This is a genomic window from Streptomyces buecherae (assembly GCF_014295035.1).
In the GTDB taxonomy this organism is placed as follows: domain Bacteria; phylum Actinomycetota; class Actinomycetes; order Streptomycetales; family Streptomycetaceae; genus Streptomyces; species Streptomyces youssoufiensis.
Window position 1 is genome coordinate 1,777,072 of sequence record NZ_CP060404.1, and the last position, 20,223, is coordinate 1,797,294.

Sequence of the window (20,223 nt, forward strand, 5' to 3'; positions counted from 1 at the left end):
GATGCGCAGGTCGTCGGTCCGTATCGTGAACAAAGCATGGCGGAGCCGGAATTGGCCGAGTAAGAATCGGCCATGCTGTGGGTCCTGTTTCTTGTGATCGCCTGGGTCGCGGCGTTTGTCACCTGTGCCCGACTCTGTCAGGCGGCCGTCGCCGCCGCGCAAGGCCCCGACGCCGCGTCGTCCACGGGCCGTGACCGTGCTCTCACGCTGTACGAGGCGGCGTTCCTGTCCGGCGGCCCGTACCGGGTGAGCGATCTCGCCCTCGTCGCCATGCACCGCGAGCGGCGGCTGCTGCTCGCCCACACCGGCTGGGTCACCGTGGTCGACCCGGTGGGCCGGGACGAGATGGAGCGCTCGCTGCTCCGGGCCATCGGCTCGGCCGGGCAGGCGCCCGTGCCGCCGGTGCGCTCGGCGGTGGCCGCCGCCGAACCGGTACGGGCGCTCGCCGACCGCCTGGTCATGGCCGGCCTCGCGGTGCCCGACGCGGCCCGGGCCGGGGTCGCCGCCGCGATCGCCCACGTGCGCGGCGCCTGCGCGCTGATCCTGGTGAGCGCGGTCGCGGCGCTGGTGATGGTGCCGCCGGAGACCGGCACGGGGACGGTCGCGGCGTGGTTCGCGCTGCCCCTGGTGGCCACCACCGGCTGCCTGGCCATAGCGCGCGTCGAGGTTCACCCGTACACCCGCTGGGCCTCCCCCGCGGGTCAACAGCGGCTCGGCCAGATCCTGGTGCCGCCGCGCGAGGACCGGCTGCCGGGCGGCACCGCCCGGCCGGCCGATGGCCCCGCGCCCCACCCCGGCGACCGAGGCGTCCCGGACGCCCGGGGCGAACGGGACGCCTGGGACGACGGGCACGAACGCGGCGACCGAGGCGACCGTGCCGACGACCAGCCGCCCGCCGGCCCCGGCGCGGGCGATGACGCGCCACGGGCGACCGCGGGGGCGGAGGGGCCGGCGGAGCGCGGCGTGCCGGGCGGCGGCCCGGTGCCGAGCGAACCGTACGACCCGAACGGCCCGGCCGAGCGCGCCGAGCGGGCCGCGCTCACCATCCTCGCCATCCACGGCGCCGCCGGCCTGTCCGACCCCGCGCTCCGCGCCGCGCTGCGCGGCGGACGGCGCCGCACCCTGCCCTGACCGCCGTGCCCGTAACCCGCCCGCCCGGGGCCCGCGATGCCCCCGATCCGTTCGCCGGGCCCGGCCCGGACCTGCCCGGGCCGGGCCCTCGGGCGGCGACTCCAGGGCGCGGGCGCGGGCCGAAGCCCGCGCCCGGCCGTGCCGCCGCCGCGCCACCGGCGCGCGCTCGGCGTCGACTACGCCAGGCCGGCGACCAGTTCGGCCACGGGGCGGCGACGCCCGGTGTAGAACGGCACCTCCTCGCGGACGTGCATCCGCGCCTCGGACGCCCGCAGGTGACGCATCAGGTCCACGATCCGGTACAGCTCGTCCGCCTCGAAGGCCAACAGCCACTCGTAGTCGCCCAGCGAGAACGCGGGCACCGTGTTGGCGCGCACGTCGGGGAAGCCGCGCGCCATCTTGCCGTGGTCGGCGAGCATCCGGCGCCGGTCCTCGTCCGGCAGCAGGTACCAGTCGTAGGAGCGCACGAACGGGTAGACGCTGACCCACTCGCGGGGCTCCTCGTCGGCGAGGAACGCGGGGATGTGCGACTTGTTGAACTCGGCGGGGCGGTGCAGCGCCATGTTCGACCACACGGGCTCAAGCGCGCGGCCGAGCCGGGTGCGGCGGAAGCGGTTGTACGCGTCCTGCAGCGCCTCCGCTGTCTCCGCGTGCCACCAGATCATCAGGTCCGCGTCGGCGCGCAGCCCCGACACGTCGTACGTGCCGCGCACCGTCACGTCGGCGGTGGCGAGCTGGGCGTACAGCTCCTCCACCTCTTCGGCGTAGCCACCGCGGTCAGCGGGCAGCGCGTCGCGCAGCCTGAACACCGACCACAGGGTGTAGCGGATGACCTCGTTCAGGTCCTTGGCCCGCTTGCCGGCGTTCGGCGTCTTGTCGGGAGCAGCAGTCATCGTTCCTCTTCTCGGTCTTCACTTGCGTCCGGCAGTGCCCCGCGGCAGGGCCCGGTGCCCGCGGCGGGGCGCTGTCGCGGGCTCTGTCGGAAGTATTCAGGCGGCGGCGAGCGTGGTCGCCAGGAGTTCGTCGGCCGCGGCGTGCGCGCTGGCCACGCAGGCCGGGATGCCCACGCCGTCGTAGACCGCGCCGCACACCCGCAGCCCCGGCAGCTTGGCCACCTGTTCGCGCACCCGGGCGACCCGACCGAGGTGGCCGACCGGGTACTGCGGCAGCCCCCCCGTCCAGCGCTCGACGCGGCTGGCCACGGGGCGGGCGGTCAGCCCCGTCGCGGTGCGCAGGTCGGTCAGCGACCGCTCGACCAACTCGGCGTCCTCGCGCTCCAGGTCACCCTCGTCGCCGTGCCGGCCGACGGAGGTGCGCAGCACGAACAGGTCGGGGTCCGCGTCGGCGACCCAGCCCCACTTGTTGCTGGAGAACGTGGACGCCTTGATCGTCAGGCCGTCCACGGAGGGCACCAGGAAGCCACGGCTGCCCGGGAGCGCGGCCACCTCCGCGCGCCGGAAGGCCATCGTGGCCAGCGCCACCGAGGCGTACTCGACGCCGGACAACTCGGCGGCGGCGCCCGGCGCGTCGGCGGCCAGCAGCCGGGCGGCGGCGGGCGCCGGCAGCGCGAGCAGCACGGCGTCGGCCGGGTACGCCGTGCCGTCCTCGGTGATCACGTTCCAGCCCGTACCGGTGCGCGCCAGGCGGCGTACGGGGGCGTGCGTGCGCACCTGACCGCCCCGGGCGCGTACCGCGTCGGCGACGGCCAGCGGGAGCCGCCCGATGCCGCCGTCGATACCCATGAAGACCGGGCCGGGCGGGGCGGCCTCGGCCGACCGGCGCAACAGCGCCCGCACGCCCTCGGTGAGCGAGCCGTCGGCGCGCGCCGCCTCGTAGAGCTGCGGCACGGCGGCGCGCATCGAGATCCGGTACGCGTCGCCCGCGTACACGCCGCCGAGCAGCGGCTCCACCAGCCGGTCGACGACCTCGCGGCCGAGCCGGGCGGCGATGTAGTCGCCGATGCCGACGTCGTCGCCGAGTTCGACCGGGGGCAGCGTCGCGTACTCGCGGATCCGGGCGACGCCGGCGTCGCTGAGCACGCCGGAGGCGGCGAGCGGGGCCAGGTCGCCCGGGACGCCCATCAGGTGCCCGGTGGGCATGGGGCGCAGCGCGCCGCGCGTGTACAGGTCGGCGGCCGAGGCCGCGGGCGGGCACAGGTGGTCGCCGAGCCCCACGGCGCGGGCCAGCTCCACCGCCTCGGGGCGGCGGGCCAGCATGGACTCGGCGCCGAGGTCCACCGGAACGCCCGCGATCTCGCCCGCGTACAGCTTGCCGCCGAGCCGCCCGCTCGCCTCCAGGAGGGTGACCCGCGCGCCGCCGCCGGTGAGCCGGTGGGCGGCGGCCAGGCCCGAGATGCCGCCGCCGATGACGACCACCTGACGCACCTGGGGGGCGGGAACGCGCGTTTCGCTCATACCCCCACTCTCTCACCGCGCCCCGGCCCGGCCGTCGCACCCCCACCCCCCGGGTGGCGGCCTTCAGTGACAGCCGCGCGGGCCCCATTGACACTGCGTGCCAGGGTGCGGAGACTCGGCGCAGGGTGAGCGGCACGGGCGAGTATCCCCACCCGCCGAACGGACGATCGGTCGGTGGGTTGGGTGCTGCGCGCCGCCCGGCCGGCCGCGCGACGACGCCGGACGGCCGCGGCGCACCGGCTGAACCACCCCACCGTTCGACCGGACCGCCGCCCACCAGGGCCGCCCCGGGAACCCCGCACCGTCCTCGGCACGACCGTCATCCACCGGATCACCTTCACACGAGGGACCACCACCGCATGAATGACCGCCTCCGCGACGTGTACATCGTCGACGCAGTCCGCACGCCGATCGGCAAGTACGGCGGCGCGCTGTCCGGCGTACGCCCGGACGACCTCGCCGCCCATGTTCTCGGTGCGCTCGTGGAGCGCTCCCCCGCCCTCGACCCGGCCCGGATCGACGACGTGTACTTCGGCAACGCCAACGGAGCGGGCGAGGAGAACCGCAACGTGGCCCGGATGGCGGTGCTGTTGGCCGGGCTGCCGGTGTCGGTGCCGGGCGCGACCGTCAACCGGCTGTGCGCGTCCGGGCTTGAGGCCGTCGTGCAGGCGGTGCGCGCCGTGGCCGTCGGCGACGCGCGCGTGGTGATCGCGGGCGGCGTCGAGTCGATGAGCCGCGCGCCCTACGTGCTGCCCAAGCCGGACCGGCCGTTCCCGCCCGGCAACCAGGCGCTGCTGAACACCACGCTCGGCTGGCGGATGACCAACCCGAAGATGCCGCCGCAGTGGACGATCCCGCTCGGCGAGGGCGCCGAACTCATCGCCGACCGGCACGGGATCAGCCGGCAGGCCCAGGACGCGTTCGCGCTCGCCAGCCACGACAAGGCCGCCCGGGCCTGGAAGGACGGGGCGTACGACGCGGAGGTGGTGGCCTACCCGGCGGCCTCGCTCGACCGCGACGAGACCATCCGCCAGAACACCTCGCTCGACGCGCTGGCCCGGCTGCGGCCCGCGTTCCGCGAGGGCGGCACGGTCACGGCCGGCAACTCCTCGCCGCTCAACGACGGCGCGGCGGCGCTGATGCTCTGCGACGAGGAGGGGCTGCGGGCCAGCGGGCGCGAGCCGCTGGCCCGCGTGCGGGCGACGGCGGTCACCGGCATCGAGCCCGAGCACTTCGGCCTCGGCCCGGTGCGGGCGGTGCGCCAGGTCCTGGAGCGCAGCGGCCACACCTTCGCCGGCCTGGCCACCTTCGAGCTGAACGAGGCGTTCGCGGCCCAGGCGCTCGGCTGCCTGGCCGAGTGGCCCGATCTCGACCCGGAGATCGTCAACCCGCGCGGCGGCGCCATCGCCATCGGCCACCCCCTCGGCTGCTCCGGCGCCCGGCTGGCCGGCTCGGTGGCCCACCAACTCGCCGCCGCGGGCTCGGGCGTGGGGCTGGCCGCCCTGTGCATCGGCGTCGGCCAGGGCCAGGCCCTCGTCCTGGAGCGCTGACGCCCGGGGCGCGGGGGACGAGCACGGTCGGGGTGGGTTCGGGCGCGGGTTGCCGGACCCGCCCCCGGCGCGTGTGCCGGGGCGCGCTAGGGTCCGCCCGCCGGGGCCACCGGGGCCCCACCGCACCGAGGGGCGAGCTACATGAACACTGGCTTACGTACGCGACACCACAGACCCAAGCGGGCGGTGATCGCCGTCGTCACCGGCACGCTGCTCTGCGCGGCGGCGACCGGCTGCGGCGAGTCGCCGTCCGCCGCCGACGACGCCCCTCGACCGGCGAGGTCCACCCCGCGCGCGAGCGCCCCGCCGGCCCCGGCCTCGCCCGCGCGGGCCGTACGCGAGGCCGCCCGCCAACTCCGACAGGTCACCTCCCTCCGCGTCACCCTGAGCGTCGAGACGCCCGGCGCGAGCATGCGCGCCAGCACGGCGGCGCTGACCTTCAAGCCGTTCAGCATGGACCGCGAGGACTTCGCTCCCGAGGAGAGCCCCGACGTGCGGGCGCGCAAGCGGATCGTCGGCGGGGTCACCTACGCGCAGGGGTCGAGCGACGGCCCCTGGGTCAGGCGGGGCGGCTCGCCGACCACCGACGGCGGCTGGGAGCAACTGGCCGACCAGGCGCTGGAGAACCCGATGGGCCCCTCGTCGCCGCCCGCGCGACTCGACGACGTACGCCGGGTGGGCACCGAACCCTTCCACGGCGCGGAGACCACCCGCTACCGGGGCACGCTGACCGTCGCCGCGCTGCGCGCCGAACTCGCCCACGTCAAGGACCCGACCCAGCGCGCACACCGCGCGCGACGCGTCGCGGAGTACGAGGCGAGGGGCGTACGCCAGTTCACGGCCGAGCTGTGGATCGACGCCGACGGCTTCGCCAGGCAGTACGTGCTCAAGGGCGCGTCGTCCGCCGGGCCGATGGAGATGGTCCTGACCTACGACGGCATCAACTCGGGGTTCAGCATCGACCCGCCTCCGACCGGATCGTGAGCCGGTCGACTCCACGTACCGGAACGAGCGGCTAGCGGAAGGGCGGCTCGGGGACTCCGCGCGCCCCGCGTGGCCCCCCGAGCCGAGCCCGCCGACACGCCCCACCAAGCGCCCGCCTCCGCTGGGCATTTGAGCCGGGGCCGGCACCACCACCCTCCACCACCCGTCCGTTATGCGTGCGTTAAAGTCCGCAGGTTGCGCACAAAGCGCTCCATAACGAACAGGGGTGGGATATATGGCCAATGCCTTACGCACGCGCGAACAAAGACGGACGCGGATGATCGGCGCCGTCCTCGGCAGCCTGCTGCTGTGCGGCTGGGCGGCCGGCTGCGGCTCGCCGTCGTCCCTCGCGGACGTGCAGCGGCGGGTGGAGGCGGAACCGAGTGCGAAGCCGACAGCGCGACCAAGCCCGACGGCGGGCGCCGATCGGGCGGCGAAGACCGAGCCCACGCGCGAGGCCACGCGGCGGACGACGGACATCAACGCGATCCGCATGCGGGTGACCACCTGGGACCGCGAGAGCGGGCACCTGTACTCCGAGATAGCGATGACCGAGAAGCCCCGCGCGATGAGCCGGCGGATGTACATGCCGGCCCCGGGCGGAAAGCCCGTCATAGAGCTACGGGTGGTCGGGAGCACCCTCTACCTCAGGGACCCGGAGGCCGAGGCGTCGGGAGACAAGCCGTGGACCAGGGTGACCGACGCGCTGCCCCAGAAGAGAGAACGCGGTACGGATCGGGAGCAGCCGGCTGACGATCTCGCGGGGGTGGAGGACGACACGACACTCTTTCCCGACCGCCTGGACGAGGGGCGCAGGATCGGCACCGAGACCATCGACGGTGTGCGGACCACTCACTACCGCCTGTACAGCGAAGTGAGCACCGCCGAGCTGCGCGCCAAGGCCAAGGACGAGACGCTGAGCTGGTCCCGGCGCCTGACGCTCCTGACCACCGCGAAGAGGTACGAGGCCCAGGGGATCACGCGCTTCACCATGGACGGGTGGGTCAACGACGCCACACAGACCACCAAGCGGTTCAGGATGCGCGGCGAAACGGCCGACGGGCCCGTGGAGTCCACCGTGACCTTCCTGGACGTCGCCGAGACCTTCCGCATCGGCCCGCCCCCCGCCGACCAGGTCGAAGACGGGACCGACTGGGACTGGTCCGATCTCGCCGACGAGTTCAGGGAGTTCGGCGTCACGCTCCCCTAGCCTCGCTGCCCGCCCGGCCACGCCCGGGCGGGGCCTCCTCCACCACCCCACCCCCCACGCCACCCCAGCCCCGCACCGCAGGCCACGTACCGTGGGCCCGGCACATCCGGGAACGGCGTAAGGAGCACGCGGCATGGCAGCTCGGCGGCTGGTGGTCATCGGAGGGGACGCGGCGGGGATGTCCGCCGCGTCCCAGGCACGGAGGTTCAAGGGTCCCGACGAGTTGGAGATCGTCGCCTTCGAGCGGGGGCACTTCACCTCGTACTCCGCCTGCGGCATCCCGTACTGGGTGGGCGGCAGCGTGGAGGGGCCCGACGCGTTGATCGCGCGCACGCCCGAGGAGCACCGCGAGCGCTCCATCGACCTGCGGATGCGCACCGAGGTCACCGAGATCGACCTGGACCGGCAGCGGGTGCGCACCCGCGATCTCGCGGCACCCGGTGCCACGGACGCCTGGACCGGCTTCGACGACCTGGTCATCGCGACCGGCGCGCGGCCGATCCGGCCCCCGCTGCCGGGCATCGACGCGCCGGGCGTGTACGGGGTGCAGAACCTGGACGACGGTCAGGCGTTGCTGGACGCGCTGCGCGCCGTGGAGGGTGGCGAGCAGCCACGGGCGGTGGTCGTCGGCGCGGGGTACATCGGCGTGGAGATGGCCGAGGCGCTCGTACAGCGCGGCTACCGGGTGACGGTCGTGGACCAGGCCGAGCAGCCCATGTCCACGCTCGACCCCGACATGGGGCGCCTGGTGTACGAGGCGATGTGCGGCCTGGGCATCGAGACGGTGCGCGAGGCGAAGGTGACCGAGATCCGCACCGACGGTGAGGGCCGGGCGTGCGCCGTGGTCACCGACGACGCCGAGTACCCCGCCGACATCGTCGTGCTCGGCCTCGGCGTACGCCCCGAGACGACGCTGGCGCGCCGGGCGGGACTGCCGCTCGGCGAGTCCGGCGGGCTGCTGACCGACCTGTCCATGCGGGTGCGCGGGCAGGACAACGTCTGGGCGGGCGGCGACTGCGTGGAGGTGCTCGACCTGGTGTCGGGCCGCACCCGGCACATCGCGCTCGGCACCCACGCCAACAAGCACGGCCAGGTCATCGGCGCGGGCGTCGGCGGCGGCTACGCCACCTTCCCGGGCGTGGTCGGTACGGCGGTGAGCAAGGTCTGCGACCTGGAGATCGCCCGCACCGGGCTCCTCGAAGAGCAGGCGCGGTCGGTGGGGCTCCAGTTCGTCACGGCCACCATCGAGTCCACGAGCCGCGCCGGCTACTACCCGGGGGCCCGCCCGATGACCGTGAAAATGCTCGCCGAGCGTCGTACGGGGCGGCTGCTCGGCGTCCAGATCGTCGGCCGCGAGGGCGCCGGCAAGCGGGTGGACGTCGCGGCGGTCGCGCTGACCGCGGGCATGACGGTAGAGCAGATGACCGCCCTCGACCTCGGGTACGCGCCGCCGTTCTCGCCCGTCTGGGACCCGGTCCTGGTCGCGGCCCGCAAGGCGACGGCCCAGGTGGCCCGGGACATCGAGCACGCCGCCGGCGGACGCTGACCGGCTCTCCGGATCGCTCGGCCCGGCTCGTCGCGTCCCACCGGGCGCGGCGGGTCGGGCCCGGCCCCCTGCGGCCGACCGGCGGCCGGCCCGGACTGGGCCGGTCCCGGGCCGCCCCGTACGGCCGGCCGGCGGCCGGCCCGGACTGGGCCGGTCCCGGGCCGGAGGGAACAGCTAGCGGCTGGTCCGCTCGTGGACGTGGGCCACCAGGCGGGTCAGCGCGTCCGGGTCGGTGGTCGGCAGCACGCCGTGGCCCAGGTTGAACACGTGGCCCTCCAGGCCCCGCGCCGCCGCCAGCACCTCGTCCGCCGCGGCCTCGACCGCGGCGCGCGGCGCGAAGAGCACGGCGGGGTCGAGGTTGCCCTGCAACGCCTTGCCCGGGCCGACGCGGCGGCGCGCCTCGTCCAGCGGGACCCGCCAGTCGACGCCCACGACGTCCGCGCCCGCCTCGCCGAGCAGCGGCAGCAGCTCGCCGGTGCCCACGCCGAAGTGGATGCGGGGTACGCCGAAGCCGGCGACCGCGTCGAAGACCTTGGCCGACGCGGGCATGACCGAGCGCCGGTAGTCCGCGGGGGCCAGGGCGCCCACCCAGGAGTCGAAGAGCTGCACGGCGCTGGCGCCCGCCTCGATCTGCACGGTGAGGAACGCGGCCGTGATGTCGGCGAGCCGGTCGAGCAGGTCGGCCCACAGCTCGGGGTCGCCGTACATGAGCGCCTTGGTGTGCTCGTGGTTACGGGACGGGCCGCCCTCCACGAGGTAGCTGGCGAGCGTGAACGGGGCGCCCGCGAAGCCGATCAGCGGGGTGGTGCCCAGCTCGCCGACGAGCATCCCCATGGCCTCAGTGACGTACTTCACATCGTCGGGCGTGAGTGGCCGAAGACGTTCGAGATCCGCCCGGGAGCGGATGGGCTTCTCGACCACGGGGCCGACCCCCGGCTTGATGTCGAGGTCGATGCCGATGGCCTTCAGCGGCACCACGATGTCGCTGAAGTAGATCGCGGCGTCCACGCCGTGCCGGCGCACCGGCTGCATGGTGATCTCCGTGACCAGGTCGGGCCGCATGCAGGACTCCAGCATGGCGGTGCCCTCGCGGACCTTCCGGTACTCGGGCAGCGAGCGGCCCGCCTGACGCATGAACCACACCGGGGTGTGCGGCACCGGCTCCCTCCGGCAGGCCCGCAGGAACGCGGAGTCGTAGGCCGCGGTGCGGCCGGTCTGCTGCTGGCTCGTCGGCTGGGAGTTGGCGCTCATGTCCCAAATCTTCGCACGGGCCGAACGAGTGACCCGCCCATGCGGGTGTTCCTACCCGAACAAGCTCCGTTCTCCGCCTAGTCTTCCCCGCATGGCTGCGGCTCACGGACACCTCGTTGACGGTGCGGACGACGCGGACGGGGAGGGCACCCCGCTCGTGTTCCGGCACGCGGTCGCCGGGCTGCGCGACGCGCGGCTGCGACCCGAGCTGGAGATCGACTCGACGCCCCCACCCCGGCGCCTCGCGCCGTTCTCCTACGCGCTGGAGGCGGCGGTCGTCGTGGACGACGAGGAACTGGCGGAGGGCCGGTTGATCCTGCTGCACGACCCGGCCGGGCACGACGCCTGGCACGGCTCGTTCCGCATGGTCACGCTCGTCCACGCCGACCTGGAGCCCGAGATGGCGGCCGACCCGCTCCTACCCGAGGTGTGTTGGACCTGGCTGACCGGGGCGCTGGCGGCGCGCGGCGTCGCGTACGCCGAGCCCAGCGGCACCGTGACCCGGGCCGGCTCGCACTACTTCGGCGGGCTCGCCGACCGCGCCCCATCCACGAAGATCGAGATCCGCGCCTCCTGGACCCCGACGGAGGGCGGCGACCCGGACCGGCGGGGCGGCCCGAGCCCGGTGCCCGACACCGCGGCGCACCTCTCCGCGTGGGGCGACCTGCTCTGTCAGGTCGCGGGCCTGCCACCGGTGGGCGCCGGCGACCCGAGCGTCGTCACCCTCCCCCAGCGCCGGGGGCCGCTCTCCCGCTGAACCGGTACTCCGACGACTACCGCCGCCCGGCCTCGGGCGACTCCCACGGGGCCGACCCTCGGCGACCGCGCGGAGCCCGGTCCCCTGAGCCGAGCCCCCTGAGCCCGGCCCTCGGTGGCTTCGCCGCGCCCGGCCCCGGCGGTCGGGCACCCTTACTTATGGCACTCAGTGCCACAGCGCGCCGTGGTCGCGCGGCGGGTCAGCCGGCAGGGCGCGTACGGCCGTGGATGACGGCGACCAGCCGGGGGCCAGCCACGGAAAGCGCGGCGGAGGGCGGCGTCCCGGGCCGTGGAGTGCCGAGGGCGTACGCCATCGGCGTGGGCGCGCGGCCCTTCCCGGACGACCTCGCGTACCTCGCCCCGCCCGGCTCCGGGCCGCCCCAGCACCCGGCGAGCCCTCTCCCCCTGGTCCGTAATGACCCGAATTGTTACCCAGGATTTCGTGATCAATCCCTAAAGCCGGGCACCTGAGCTGCCGAAGGATCACATGACCCTTCCCACCCGGAACGCCTCGCTTGTCCCCCGAGCACGGCGTCCGTTCTCGCCACTCCCTCAGGAGGCCTGGTGTCTGTTCTTCTAGAGCAACCTTCGAGCCTGGTCGCCTACCGCCCGAACAAGCCGACCGCCATGGTGGTCGTGGCCGACCCCCGAGTCCGTTCCACCGTCACCCGCCACCTGTGGGCGCTCGGAGTGCGTGACGTCATCGAGGCGTCGTCCATCGCGGAGGCCCGCCCCCGAGTCGGAAACCCGCGCGACATCTGCGTCGCCGACGTCCATCTCCCCGACGGCTCGGGGCTCACCCTGCTGTCCGAGACCCGCGCCGCCGGCTGGCCCAACGGCCTGGCCCTGTCCGCCGCCGACGACATCGGGGCCGTGCGCAACGCCCTCGCCGGAGGCGTCAAGGGGTACGTCGTCACCGGCACCCGGACCAACCTCGGCCTCCCCGGCCGCCCCGGAGCCACCCCCGTGGGCGCCGCGGCGGCCCGGCTGCACCGCCGCCCGCCGGGCGCGCCCGGCCACCCCGGTGGCTACCGGGAGCTGTCGGGGCGCGAGGTGGAGGTGCTGCGGCTGGTCGCCGAGGGCCAGTCCAACAAGGCCATCGGCGTCTCGATGGGCCTGTCCGCGCTCACCGTCAAGAGCCACCTCGCGCGCATCGCCCGCAAGCTGGGCACCGGCGACCGGGCCGGCATGGTCGCCGTCGCGCTGCGCACGGGGATCATCCACTGACCCCGGGGGCCACCCCCGACCCCCGTCCGACCCCCGCCTCCCGATCCGCCCGTAACCCCGCGCCCGTCTGCGGAGACGTTCCGCCGGCGGGCGCGTGTCGTGCCCGCGACGGCGAGGTCGCGGGGCCCCGCGCGCCGGGCGCTGTCGGGCCCGAACCGCGATCCTGTGCGACCCGCGCACCGGTCCGCGCGCCGGCCGTTGGCGCCGGATACGGGCCCGCCGGGCCGGGGCGGGAACTACGGAGCGTGGTCGGCGCAGGTCAGCGCCCATAGAGTGGAATCAGGGCAGGTCACCGCCCCAGGTGACCTATACCCTTGATGAGTGACCGACGCCCAAGAAGCCGCAGCTAAGACGACACTGCGAACCACCGGGGGCGGCCCCCCGGACAGCCCATCGGCACCGGTCCCGTTGCTGGAGCCGCGGGAAGGCATCCCTCCGGTCGTCGCCGACGCCGACGCGCTCGCCGAGGTCATCGCGGCCTTCGCGGCCGGTTCGGGTCCCGTGGCCGTGGACGCCGAGCGCGCCTCCGGCTACCGCTACGGACAGCGCGCGTACCTGGTCCAGTTGCGCCGTGCCGGGGCCGGCACCGCCCTGATCGACCCGGTCGGCTGCCCCGACCTCTCCGCGCTGGGCGCGGCCATCGCCGACGCCGAGTGGGTACTGCACGCCGCGACCCAGGACCTGCCGTGTCTGCGCGATATAGGCATGGTCCCCGAGCGGCTCTTCGACACCGAGCTGGCGGGCCGGCTGGCCGGCTTCGCCCGGGTGGGCCTCGGCGCGATGGTCGAGAACGTGCTCGGCTACGCCCTGGAGAAGGGGCACTCGGCGGTCGACTGGTCCACCCGCCCGCTGCCCGAGCCGTGGCTGCGCTACGCCGCGCTCGACGTGGAGCTCCTGGTGGACCTGCGGGACGCGCTGGAGGCCGAACTCACCGAGCAGGGCAAGCTGGAGTGGGCCCAGCAGGAGTTCGCGGCCATCGCCGCCGCGCCGCCGGCCGCCCCGCGCAAGGACCCGTGGCGGCGCACGTCGGGCATGCACAAGGTGCGCAAGCGCCGGCAGATGGCCGTGGTGCGGGAGCTGTGGGAGGCCCGGGACCGGATCGCGCAGCGGCGCGACGTCTCGCCCGGCAAGGTGCTCGGCGACGGCGCGATCGTGGAGGCCGCCCTCGCGATGCCGACCAGCCCCCGCGCGCTGGCCGCGCTGCCCGGCTTCGGGCAGCGGATGAGCCGGCGACAACTGGAGCAGTGGCACGGAGCCGTCGAGCGGGCCAGAGCGCTGCCGGAGACGGAGCTGCCGCAGCCGGGGGCACCGCTGAACGGCCCCCCGCCGCCGCGCGCCTGGGCCGACAAGGACCCGGCCGCCGCCGCCCGGCTGGCCGCGGCCCGCGCCGCGGTGAGCGCGCTCGCGGAGCGGCTGAACCTGCCGCAGGAGAACCTGATCACCCCCGACACGGTGCGCCGGCTGTGCTGGGAGCCGCCGGCCGACGCCACGGTGGAGAGCGTGGCGCAGGTGCTCACCGGGTACGGGGCCAGGCCCTGGCAGGTCGATCTGGTCACGCCCGCGCTCACCGGCGCGCTGCTGCCGACGGCGTGAGCTGACGCGCGTGTCGCCGCGCACGTGGGAGCGGGCGGTGTGATCTGCGCCGCTTAGCCCGTGGGGGGTGGGCAGCTTGGTTACCCGTAAGTAGCATGACGGTGTGAGCCCCGCCGCTACGCCTGCGGTGAGCTCTGCCGGGTGACCTGCCCGGCGTATCCGGCCAGCCCCGTGAGGCGAGCAAGCCAGCGGGCGCCCGGCGCGGCGGTGGAGTCGGCCCGCGGGTCGGCCCGGGCCGCGCGTCGGGCCTGGTGACCGGTGGCCGCGGGTCCCGGGTGGGTCGGCCCTTCGGGGGCGGCACCGGTCGCGCCGTACCCGGTGGCGAGCGAACACAACGAGAGGGAGAGCCAACGTGCCTCGTAGCGCTAGGGAAGTCGTCTTCGTCGACGGCGTCCGCACCCCGTTCGGCAAGGCGGGCCCGAAGGGCATCTATCACGAGACCCGTGCCGACGACCTGATCGTCAAGTGCATCCGCGAGCTGCTGCGCCGCAACCCCGGGCTGCCGCCGGAGCGCATCGACGAGGTGGCCGTGGCCGCGACCACCCAGATCGGCGACCAGGGCCTGACGCTCGGCCGCACCGCCGGCATCCTGGCGGGCCTGCCGCAGAGCGTGCCCGGCTACTCCATCGACCGGATGTGCGCCGGCGCCATGACGGCCGTCACCACGACCGCGGGCTCCATCAGCTTCGGCGCCTACGACGTGGTCGTGGCCGGCGGCGTCGAGCACATGGGCCGGCACCCGATGGGCGAGGGCGTGGACCCCAACCCGCGGTTCGTGTCCGAGAAGCTGGTGGACGAGTCCGCCCTGTTCATGGGCATGACGGCGGAGAACCTGCACGACCGGCTGCCGCATCTGACCAAGCAGCGCGCGGACGAGTACGCCGTACGCAGCCAGGAGAAGGCCGCCAAGGCGTACGCCAACGGCAAGATCCAGCAGGACCTGGTGCCGATCTCCATCCGCCGCACCAGCCCGGAGGGTGGGGAGACCGGGTGGGGCCTGGCCACCGCGGACGAGCCGATGCGGCCCGGCACCACGCTGGAGAACCTGGCGGGCCTCAAGACCCCCTTCCGCCCGCACGGCCGGGTCACCGCGGGCAACGCGGCCGGTCTCAACGACGGCGCCACCGCCTCGCTGATCGCCGCCGAGGACGTGGCGCGCGAGCTGGGCCTGCCGGTGCGGATGCGGCTTGTCTCCTACGCGTTCGCGGGCGTGGAGCCCGAGGTCATGGGCATCGGCCCGGTCCCGGCGACCGAGAAGGCGCTGGCCAAGGCCGGCCTGTCGATCGACGACATCGGGCTGTTCGAGATCAACGAGGCGTTCGCCGTGCAGGTGCTCTCGCTCCTGGACCACTACGGCATCGCCGACGACGACCCACGGGTGAACCAGTACGGCGGCGCCATCGCCTACGGCCACCCGCTGGCCTCCTCCGGCGTGCGGCTGATGACCCAGCTCGCCCGGCAGTTCGAGGAGCAGCCGCAGGTGCGGTACGGCATCACCACCATGTGCGTCGGCTTCGGCATGGGCGGCACGGTCATCTGGGAGAACCCCCACTGGGAGGGCAAGTGAGCACCACCACCGCCACCACCGAACTGCTGCGGGGCGCGGCCGAGTTGTTCCCGGACGAGGTCGTCACGCAGGCCCACGTGCGCCACCTCGACCTGCCCGGCGCCGGGCGGTTCGCGCTGATCACCCTGGACAACGGGTTCGACCACACCAAGCCCACCACCTTCGGTCCGCAGTCGCTGGCCAACCTGAACGCGGCCATCGACCAGGTGGAGAAGGAGGCCGCGGACGGCGAGATCGTCGGCGTCGGCCTCACCGGAAAGCCGTTCATCTTCGCCGTCGGCGCCGACCTCAAGGGCGTCGAGCTGCTCAAGCGCCACGAGGACGCGCTGGCCATCGGCAAGGGCGGGCACGACGTCTTCAAGCGGCTGTCCCAGCTCGCGGTGCCGACCTTCGCGTACTACAACGGCGCGGCGATGGGCGGCGGCGTCGAGGTCGGCCTGCACTGCACCTACCGCACCGTCTCCAAGGCGCTGCCCGCCTTCGCGCTGCCCGAGGTCTTCCTCGGCCTGGTGCCCGGCTGGGGCGGCTGTACGCTGCTGCCGAACCTGATCGGCGCCGACCGCGCGGTCAGCGTCATCATCGAGAACGCGCTGAACCAGAACCGGCAGCTCAAGGGCCAGCAGGTGTTCGACCTCGGGATCGCGGACGCGCTCTTCGAGGGCGCGGACTTCCTGGAGCGGTCGCTGCTGTGGACCGCGTCGGTGCTGAGCGGCGAGGTCGAGGTCGCACGGGCCGAGGTGGACCGCGGCGAGGCGTGGGACGCGGCCGTCGAGCGCGGCCGGACCTTCGCGGACGCGAAGGTGCACGGCGCGGCCCCGGCCGCCTACCGGGCGCTCGACATCATCGCCGCCGCCAAGAACGGCGACCTGCGCCAGGGCTTCGACGCCGAGGACCAGGCGCTCGCCGACCTGATCATGGGCGGCGAGCTGCGGTCCGGGATCTACGCCTTCAACCTGGTGCAGAAGCGCGCCAAGCGGCCCGCCGGCGCCCCGGACAAGTCGCTGGCCCGCCCGGTCACCAAGGTCGGCGTGGTGGGCGCGGGCCTGATGGCCTCGCAGCTCGCGCTGCTGTTCGTACGCCGCCTCCAGGTGCCGGTCGTGCTGACCGACATCGACCAGGAGCGCGTGGACAAGGGCGTGGCGTACGTCCACGGCGAGATCGACAAGCTGCTGCTCAAGGGCCGGGTCAACCAGGACCAGGCCAACCGGCTCAAGGGCCAGGTGACCGGCTCGCTCGACAAGGCCGCCGCCTTCGGCGACGCGGACTTCGTCATCGAGGCCGTCTTCGAGGAGATGGGCGTCAAGCAGAAGGTGTTCGCCGAGGTCGAGGCGGTCGTGCCGGCGCACGCCATCCTGGCCACGAACACCTCGTCGCTCTCCGTCAGCGAGATGGCGTCCCAGCTCAGCCACCCCGAGCGGGTCGTGGGCTTCCACTTCTTCAACCCGGTGGCGATCCTGCCGCTGCTGGAGATCGTGCGCGGCGAGCGGACCGACGACGCGTCGCTGGCCACCGCGTTCGCGGTCGCCAAGTCGCTGAAGAAGACCGCGGTGTTGGTCAAGGACGCCCCGGCGTTCGTCGTCAACCGCATCCTGACCCGCTTCATGGGCGAGATCCAGAACGTCATCGACGAGGGCACCCCGGTGGCCACCGCGGAGCGCGCGATCGAGCCGCTCGGGCTGCCGATGTCCCCGCTGGTCCTCCTCGAACTGGTGGGCCCGGCGATCGGGTTGCACGTCTCCGAGACGCTGAACCGGGCCTTCCCGGACCGGTTCACGGTCTCGCCGAACCTGAAGGCCGTCGTGGAGGCGGGCAAGCGCGGCTTCTACGTCCACGACTCGGGCAAGCCGGAGCTGGACCCGGAGGTCCTCGCGCTGCTCAAGCAGGGCGACAGCGTGCTGAGCGAGGAGCAGGTGCGCGAGCGGGTCCTCGACGCCGTCGCGCAGGAGATCGACCTGATGCTGAAGGAGGGCGTGGTCGCCGAGGCGCAGGACATCGACCTGTGCCTGATCACCGGCGCGGGCTGGCCCTTCCACCTGGGCGGCATCACGCCGTACCTGGACCGCGCGGGCGTCTCGGAGCGGGTCGCCGGCAAGCGGTTCCTGGCGCCGGGGCTGGCGAGCGTGCCGGCCTGACGGCCCACCGCCCCGCACCGTCGACGGGGAGTGTCACGCGGCGCGTGGCACTCCCCGTTCGCGTGTGCGCCGACGGGCGGCGCCGGGCGCCCCGCCTCCGCGTGGGCGCGTGCGGGGCCGCCGCCGGGCGGCGGACGCGGGGTCGTCGTACGACGCGTGCGGGGCGGGTACGGGGCCGCCGCCGGCGGGCTCGGCTCGCGCCGGCGAGGCCGGCCCGCGGGCGTGGGGCTAGACGGCCGTCCAGGCGTCCAGCGCGAGCCCGGGCTCCGTCGTCTTCTGCCGGGCGACGCGCAGGGTGCGGTCGGGCGCGAGGGCGGCGAGGACGACGCGCCCGTACCCGTCGAGCGCCAACGCGGGCTCGGTCAGGCCCGGGTCGCCGGTGGGCGTCCACCACACGCCGGCGGCCTCGTTCTCCGTGGGGTAGGCCGCCACGGCCAGCCGCCCGGTGCCGGGCTCGCGCTGGGCGAGGACCGTGCAGTCGTATCCGTAGACCGGGGCCTGGATGACCGCGGCCGGGCCCTCGCCCGCCGCGCCGCCGAGCGAGACGGGCTCGGCGCCCTCCTCGGCGGGGCGCAGGGCGAAGATCTCGTTGCTGCCCGCGTCCCGCCAGTAGTGCGTGAGGGTGTCGGGGCCGGTCTGCACGCCGGAGGCGGTGCCGGGCAGCGGGTCCACGTCGAGGTTCTTGCCGCGCTTGAGGCCGCCGCCGGGCTCGTTCATGTACCAGCGCAGGGCGGCGCCCGTGGCCGGCGCGAAGAACTCCACCCGGCCCTCAGCCGTGGCGATGGCCGAGATGCCCTCGGTGACGTTGCTGCCCTTGAAGTCGACCCAGCCGCTCCACTTGCCCTTGGCGTCCTGGCGGCGCGCGCTGATGCCGCCGCCCGCGTTGCGGACCACGACGTGGAGGGCGCCCTCCTTGCCGACGACGGTGGTCACCACGTTGACGCGGCTGGCCTTGTGCCAGTCGTTCGGGTACGGCGTGCCCAGCGAGTGCCAGACCGTGGTCGGCCGGCCCGTCTGGTACTGGGTGGCGTGCACCACGTCCACGTCGACCCGCTCATCGGGGGCGCGTCTCTCCCGCAGGCCCACCAGGTGGACGTAGCCGTCCGACCCCTGGCCGATGGAACAGACGGTCAGCCCCGGCACGTCCAGCCACACCGGCCCCGTCCATTTCGGACCTCCGGGACGGGTCTCCGTCCAGCGGGCGATGCCGCCTGCCGCCGGGGCGTAGGCCGAGAGCCTGCCGTCCTTGCCGCGCAGCAACCGCAACACCATGGTTCGCAGACAACCTTCCCTCTTGTAACACTGACCATAGTATTTTGCCTGGCCGCGCACGCCGGGTGCCCGCCCGTGGGCAATACGGCCCCGAGCCATAGATCGTGCCAGGCTGGGCGCATGAAGGCACTCGTGGTGGTGGACGCGGCGAACGTGGTCGGCTCCGTACCCGACGGTTGGTGGCGGGATCGACATGGTGCGGCCGAGCGACTGCGCGACGCACTGACCGCATTCTCCGTCACCGGACTGCCCGAGCGCACCGACGTGCCCGCGTGGGCGTGCGGGCAGCCGGTGGACATCGTGCTCGTCGTGGAGGGCAGGGCCCGCGAGGTGGCGTCGGCGCCGGGCGTACGGGTCGAGGCGGCGCCCGGCTGCGGAGACGACCACATCGTGGACGTCGTCGCCGCCCGCCCGCCGGAGCGGCCCTGCCTGGTGGTCACGGCCGACCGCGAACTGCGCGAGCGGGTGGGCGCGTTGGGGGCGAGCGTGGCGGGGCCAAGGTCGGTGCGCACCTGAGCCGTGCGCCGCGCCGCACCACCGTCCACCGCGCGCGGCACCGTACGCGCGTACGGGGGCGACCTCGGCCAGGAGTTCGGGCGAGGAGGCGACCCATGCCCTCGCCGAACGGGGACGCGGCGGGCGGGTCGTGGGGCAGCGGGAGGGAGTGAGCCACGGTCAGGGGGCCGCGCAGGGCGTGGTCAGCCAGGTCGGCGCCCAGCTCGCGGCGCGGCAGGCCGCGCGGGAGGGCGAGGCGCGCCCGCGCGGCCAGCCCGTGCGCCTCCGGGCCGGAGCGTTCCCTGCCGGCCTCGAACAGGTCCGCGCGCCCCTCCGGCCAGAGCAGGCAGCGCCACGCCCCGGGCTCGGGATCGGATCGCACGGCCTGCCGTACGAAGAGCAGGGCCGAGGCCCCGCCCGTCTGGGTCAAGCAGGACCCACTGACAACGGTCCCGCCGCCAACTCCCTTACGGGCACCGCGTGTCGGTGGGCGCGATGAGGAGTTCGATGTCCTCCTTGGCCTGCCAGCGCTCGTCCAGGGCGGTCCCCGGGGCGGGCCGTTGGGAGCAGACCGTCCAGGAGTCGGACGCGCCGTCGCCCGGGTATGCGTGCGGGTTGACGCCGGGGCGGGCTCCGACCAGGCGAACGCCCTTCGTCAGGGCCGTCTCGAAATCGGTGAGTTCGGCCCGCGCGCTGGAAACCGGCCCTCCCGACACGTCGGGCATCCGCAACCAGGGGATCGGCCGACCGTCCGCGCTGGGGCACGTTTCGGCTTTTGTGACGACGGCGAACTCGACGCTCCGCTCGCGCTGGGACTGGAAACACACGGACCAGTCGGCACGTGGCGCCCGATCACCCTCGCTGGCATCGTGCGACGAGAAGGTCAGGCCGGCCTGCCGCGCCCGCTCCTCGGCCTTTCCGAGCGCCTGCCCCCTCTGTGACGTGAACTCCACGGGGGCGGACGCGGAGTCGCTGGCGCAGCCCGCCACCGCCAGGCCACCGGCCAGAGCCAGCGCGGACGCACGTACCCGAAATCTCAACGCAGCTCCCGCTGTCACTGTGTCAGCCGCTCCGTCAGCGCGCTTTTCTCGGCGA

At 74.4% G+C, this 20,223-nt stretch carries 15 protein-coding genes and 1 pseudogene; 11 read left to right on the forward strand and 5 right to left on the reverse strand.

Annotation, left to right across the window (positions count from 1 at the left end; genetic code table 11):
- Positions 1-72: 72 nt before the first annotated feature.
- Positions 73-723: pseudogene (locus H7H31_RS35135) on the forward strand (TIGR04222 domain-containing membrane protein); the annotation flags it as partial.
- A 584-nt stretch (positions 724-1,307) separates the two neighbouring features.
- Here H7H31_RS35135 and hemQ read toward each other — a convergent pair.
- Both hemQ and hemG read right to left on the reverse strand, forming a co-directional pair.
- Entirely contained in the window at positions 1,308-2,024 is a 717-nt protein-coding gene (gene hemQ / locus H7H31_RS06440) for a hydrogen peroxide-dependent heme synthase (RefSeq protein ID WP_187061874.1), read from the reverse strand.
- A gap of 96 nt (positions 2,025-2,120) precedes the next feature.
- Positions 2,121-3,545 (reverse strand): protoporphyrinogen oxidase, encoded by a 1,425-nt coding sequence (hemG, locus tag H7H31_RS06445; protein ID WP_187061875.1) that lies wholly within the window; start codon positions 3,543-3,545, stop codon positions 2,121-2,123.
- A 359-nt stretch (positions 3,546-3,904) separates the two neighbouring features.
- Here hemG and H7H31_RS06450 point away from each other — a divergent pair, with 359 nt between their 5' ends.
- The 4 genes from H7H31_RS06450 (at position 3,905) to H7H31_RS06465 (ending at position 8,835) form a co-directional block, all read left to right on the forward strand.
- Entirely contained in the window at positions 3,905-5,095 is a 1,191-nt protein-coding gene (locus H7H31_RS06450; RefSeq protein WP_187061876.1) for a thiolase family protein, read from the forward strand.
- Between the two features lie 141 nt (positions 5,096-5,236).
- Positions 5,237-6,079: a hypothetical protein gene (locus tag H7H31_RS06455; RefSeq protein ID WP_187061877.1), complete on the forward strand. Its 843-nt coding sequence runs from the start codon at positions 5,237-5,239 to the stop codon at positions 6,077-6,079.
- A 277-nt stretch (positions 6,080-6,356) separates the two neighbouring features.
- On the forward strand, positions 6,357-7,289 hold the full coding sequence (locus H7H31_RS06460; RefSeq protein WP_187061878.1) for a hypothetical protein: 933 nt from the start codon (positions 6,357-6,359) through the stop codon (positions 7,287-7,289).
- Positions 7,290-7,422: 133 nt separating this feature from the next.
- The gene (locus H7H31_RS06465) at positions 7,423-8,835 is read left to right on the forward strand and encodes an FAD-dependent oxidoreductase (protein ID WP_187061879.1); all 1,413 of its coding nucleotides are present in this window, start codon (positions 7,423-7,425) and stop codon (positions 8,833-8,835) included.
- Between the two features lie 174 nt (positions 8,836-9,009).
- On the opposite strand, the gene hemE is transcribed toward H7H31_RS06465, so the two are convergent.
- Entirely contained in the window at positions 9,010-10,086 is a 1,077-nt protein-coding gene (gene hemE / locus H7H31_RS06470; protein ID WP_187061880.1) for a uroporphyrinogen decarboxylase, read from the reverse strand.
- Between the two features lie 91 nt (positions 10,087-10,177).
- On the opposite strand from hemE, the gene H7H31_RS06475 reads away from it, so the two are divergent.
- From H7H31_RS06475 to H7H31_RS06495, 5 genes are all read left to right on the forward strand, one after another.
- Positions 10,178-10,843 carry a DUF3000 domain-containing protein gene (locus tag H7H31_RS06475; protein ID WP_176164610.1) on the forward strand — a complete coding sequence of 222 codons (666 nt, stop codon included), beginning with the start codon at positions 10,178-10,180 and terminating at the stop codon, positions 10,841-10,843.
- A gap of 563 nt (positions 10,844-11,406) precedes the next feature.
- Positions 11,407-12,069, forward strand: coding sequence for a response regulator transcription factor (locus tag H7H31_RS06480; protein ID WP_176164609.1), 663 nt, complete (start codon positions 11,407-11,409; stop codon positions 12,067-12,069).
- Between the two features lie 321 nt (positions 12,070-12,390).
- On the forward strand, positions 12,391-13,662 hold the full coding sequence (locus tag H7H31_RS06485) for a ribonuclease D (RefSeq protein ID WP_187062489.1): 1,272 nt from the start codon (positions 12,391-12,393) through the stop codon (positions 13,660-13,662).
- Between the two features lie 352 nt (positions 13,663-14,014).
- Complete coding sequence (locus tag H7H31_RS06490; RefSeq protein WP_176164607.1) at positions 14,015-15,229, forward strand: thiolase family protein; 1,215 nt, start codon at positions 14,015-14,017, stop codon at positions 15,227-15,229.
- Positions 15,226-17,361: a 3-hydroxyacyl-CoA dehydrogenase NAD-binding domain-containing protein gene (locus H7H31_RS06495; protein ID WP_187062490.1), complete on the forward strand. Its 2,136-nt coding sequence runs from the start codon at positions 15,226-15,228 to the stop codon at positions 17,359-17,361. The genes H7H31_RS06490 and H7H31_RS06495 overlap by 4 nt, the downstream gene beginning before the upstream one ends.
- Before the next feature lie 228 nt (positions 17,362-17,589).
- Here the strand turns inward: H7H31_RS06495 and H7H31_RS06500 are convergent, their stop codons facing one another.
- Complete coding sequence (locus H7H31_RS06500) at positions 17,590-18,633, reverse strand: hypothetical protein (RefSeq protein WP_187062491.1); 1,044 nt, start codon at positions 18,631-18,633, stop codon at positions 17,590-17,592.
- A 120-nt stretch (positions 18,634-18,753) separates the two neighbouring features.
- Between H7H31_RS06500 and H7H31_RS06505 the strand changes: the two genes are divergently transcribed.
- On the forward strand, positions 18,754-19,149 hold the full coding sequence (locus tag H7H31_RS06505; protein ID WP_187062492.1) for an NTP pyrophosphohydrolase: 396 nt from the start codon (positions 18,754-18,756) through the stop codon (positions 19,147-19,149).
- 446 nt (positions 19,150-19,595) lie between these two features.
- Here H7H31_RS06505 and H7H31_RS06510 read toward each other — a convergent pair whose 3' ends face one another.
- A complete protein-coding gene (locus H7H31_RS06510) occupies positions 19,596-20,168 on the reverse strand; it encodes a hypothetical protein (RefSeq protein ID WP_187062493.1) in 573 nt (190 codons plus the stop codon).
- Positions 20,169-20,223: the final 55 nt, after the last annotated feature.